The organism is Bradyrhizobium sp. SHOUNA76 (assembly GCF_023006445.1).
GTDB lineage: Bacteria > Pseudomonadota > Alphaproteobacteria > Rhizobiales > Xanthobacteraceae > Bradyrhizobium.
The window spans coordinates 1-2,459 of record NZ_JALBHA010000713.1; the positions used below are offsets into that span (position 1 = coordinate 1).

2 protein-coding genes are annotated in these 2,459 nt (G+C 63.0%); both read right to left on the reverse strand.

All coding sequences use genetic code 11. The features are described 5' to 3' along the window. Nucleotides 1–60: 60 nt before the first annotated feature. The gene (gene yihA, locus MOV74_RS36040) at nucleotides 61–714 is read right to left on the reverse strand and encodes a ribosome biogenesis GTP-binding protein YihA/YsxC (protein WP_246932018.1); all 654 of its coding nucleotides are present in this window, start codon (nucleotides 712–714) and stop codon (nucleotides 61–63) included. 109 nt (nucleotides 715–823) lie between these two features. Then, on the reverse strand, nucleotides 824–2,459 hold a 1,636-nt coding region (yidC, locus tag MOV74_RS36045; RefSeq protein WP_246932019.1), incomplete at its 5' end, for a membrane protein insertase YidC.

The window sequence follows — 2,459 nt, forward strand, 5'->3', positions numbered from 1 at the left end:
GTGCGACGCCGGCGGCGCCCATCAAACCCGCAAGCCCGATCAGCAGGCGGTGCGCCGCCGTCACGAGGCCCGCTCCTCCAGGAGCTTCGCCATTGCGGCGCGCAAGCTCTCCATGCCGGTCGAGCTGCGTGACGATGTCGCGAGCACGTTCGGGAACGCGGCCGGATGTTTGGCCAGCGCGGCCTCCGTTTCGGCGATGCGCGATTGCAGCTCGGAGGCCTTCACCTGGTCGGCCTTGGTCAGCACAATCTGGTAGCTGACCGCGGAGCGGTCGAGCGTCTTCAGGACTTCGAGATCGACGTCCTTGATGCCGTGCCGCGCGTCGATCAGCACGTAGACGCGCGCGAGTGAGGCACGTCCCAGCAGGAATTTGTGGATCAACTCGGTCCAGGACGCGACCTGGCTCTTGGGCGCCTTGGCATAGCCGTAGCCGGGCATGTCGACGAGGCGCAGGTCGGTCTTCCCTGGGACCTCGAAGAAGATCAGCTCCTGGGTGCGGCCGGGCGTATGCGAGGTTCGCGCGAGCGCGTTGCGGCCGGTGAGCGCGTTGATCAGGCTCGACTTGCCGACATTGGAGCGTCCGGCAAAGGCAACCTCCAGCCCCGCCATCGGCGGCAGCGTCTGGATCGAGGGAGAAGCCCAGATGAATTGCCAGTCGCGGGCGAACAGCTTTCGCCCGGCCTCGATCAGCTTCGCATCTTTGTCGTCGGTCATGCGAAGCTCTTTCTTGCACCGTCATTCCGGGATGGTCCGAAGGACCAGACCCGGAATCTCGAGATTCCGGGCTCGATGCTTCGCATCGCCCCGGAATGACAAGGAGAGACTACGTCGCCTTCCTTGCGAACGTCGCCTTGAGATTGTCGAACAGCTCCACCTTCACGCCGTTGCGGCGCATGATGTAGCTCTGTTGCAGAACCGAGAGCGTGTTGTTCCAGGCCCAGTAGATCACGAGGCCCGCCGGGAAGCCCGCCAGCATGAAGGTGAAGATCAGCGGCATCCAGTTGAAGATGATCTGCTGCGTCGGATCCGGCGGCGTCGGGTTCAGCTTCATCTGGAACCACATCGTGATGCCCATGATGATCGGCCAGATGCCGAGCGCGAGGTAATGGCCGAACACCGGGATCGTGGTCGGATCGAACGGGATCAGCCCGAACAGGTTGAAGAGGTTGGTCGGATCCGGCGCGGAGAGGTCCTTGATCCAGCCGATGAACGGCGCATGCCGCATCTCGATGGTGACGAATAGCACCTTGTAGAGCGAGAAGAACACCGGGATCTGGATCACCACGGGAAGACAGCCGGCGACCGGATTGATCTTCTCCTTGCGGTAGATCTCCATCATCTCCTGCTGCTGCTTCACCTTGTCGTCGGGGAAGCGCTCTTTCAGCGCCTGGAGCTGCGGCTGGACCGATTTCATCTTCGCCATCGAGGCGTAGGACTTGTTCGCCAGCGGGAAGAACAACAGCTTCACGATCACGGTCACCAGCAGGATCGACCAGCCGAAATTGCCGAAGAAGCGGAAGAAGAAGTCGAGGCCGAGGAACATCGGCTTGGTGATGAAGTAGAACCAGCCCCAGTCGATCAAGAGATCGAAATGGTTGAGGCCGAGCTCCTTGTTGTAGCCGCCGTGGCCCGCGAGCGGGAAGTTGATGCCGACGACGCCGGCTTCCTTGGCGCCGGCGAACAGCCGCGCGTTCGTGGTCGCGGTGCCGCCGATCGGCACGGTGATGGGATCGAGCAGATAGTCGGTCTGATAGGTGTGGACGTTGCCGCTCGGGTTGGACGAGAACCTCGCCTGCAGCCGCGCACCGGTGTCAGGCAGCAGTGCCGAGGCCCAGTACTTGTCGGTGATACCGAGCCACGCGTTGGTGACGTTGTTGAAGTTCACCTGCTTGGATTCGTCGACCTTCTTGTAGGCGTATTCCTGCAGGCCTTGATCGCCGAGATAGCCGATCAGGCCTTCATGCAGAATGTAGTAGCCGGAGACCTGGGGCGCGCCGTGGCGCGAGATCAGCGCGAACGGATAGAGCGTGACGGGCGCATTGCCGACATTGCTCACCTCGTCCTTGACAGTGAAGAGATAATGCTCGTCGACGGAGATGGTGCGGCGGAACGTAAGGCCATCGCCATTGTCCCACTTCAGCACCGCCGGCGTCGTCGGCGTCAGGCTGCCGCTGCCGTCCTGCTGCCAGACGGTCTGGGCATCAGGCATCTTCGCCGTCACGCCCGTCGCCGCGACCCAGCCGAACTCAGCGTAATAGGGTTCTGCGGTGCCCGAGGGCGAATAGAGGATGATCGGCGGCGACTTCGGGTCGACCGTCTCGCGGTACTGCACCAACGCGATGTCGTCGATGCGGCCGCCCTTCAGCGAGATGCTGCCGGCAAGCCGCGGCGTGTCGATCTTCACACGCGGGCTCGCGGCAATCGCGGCATCGCGGGCAACGACCGGCTGCGCCTGCTGG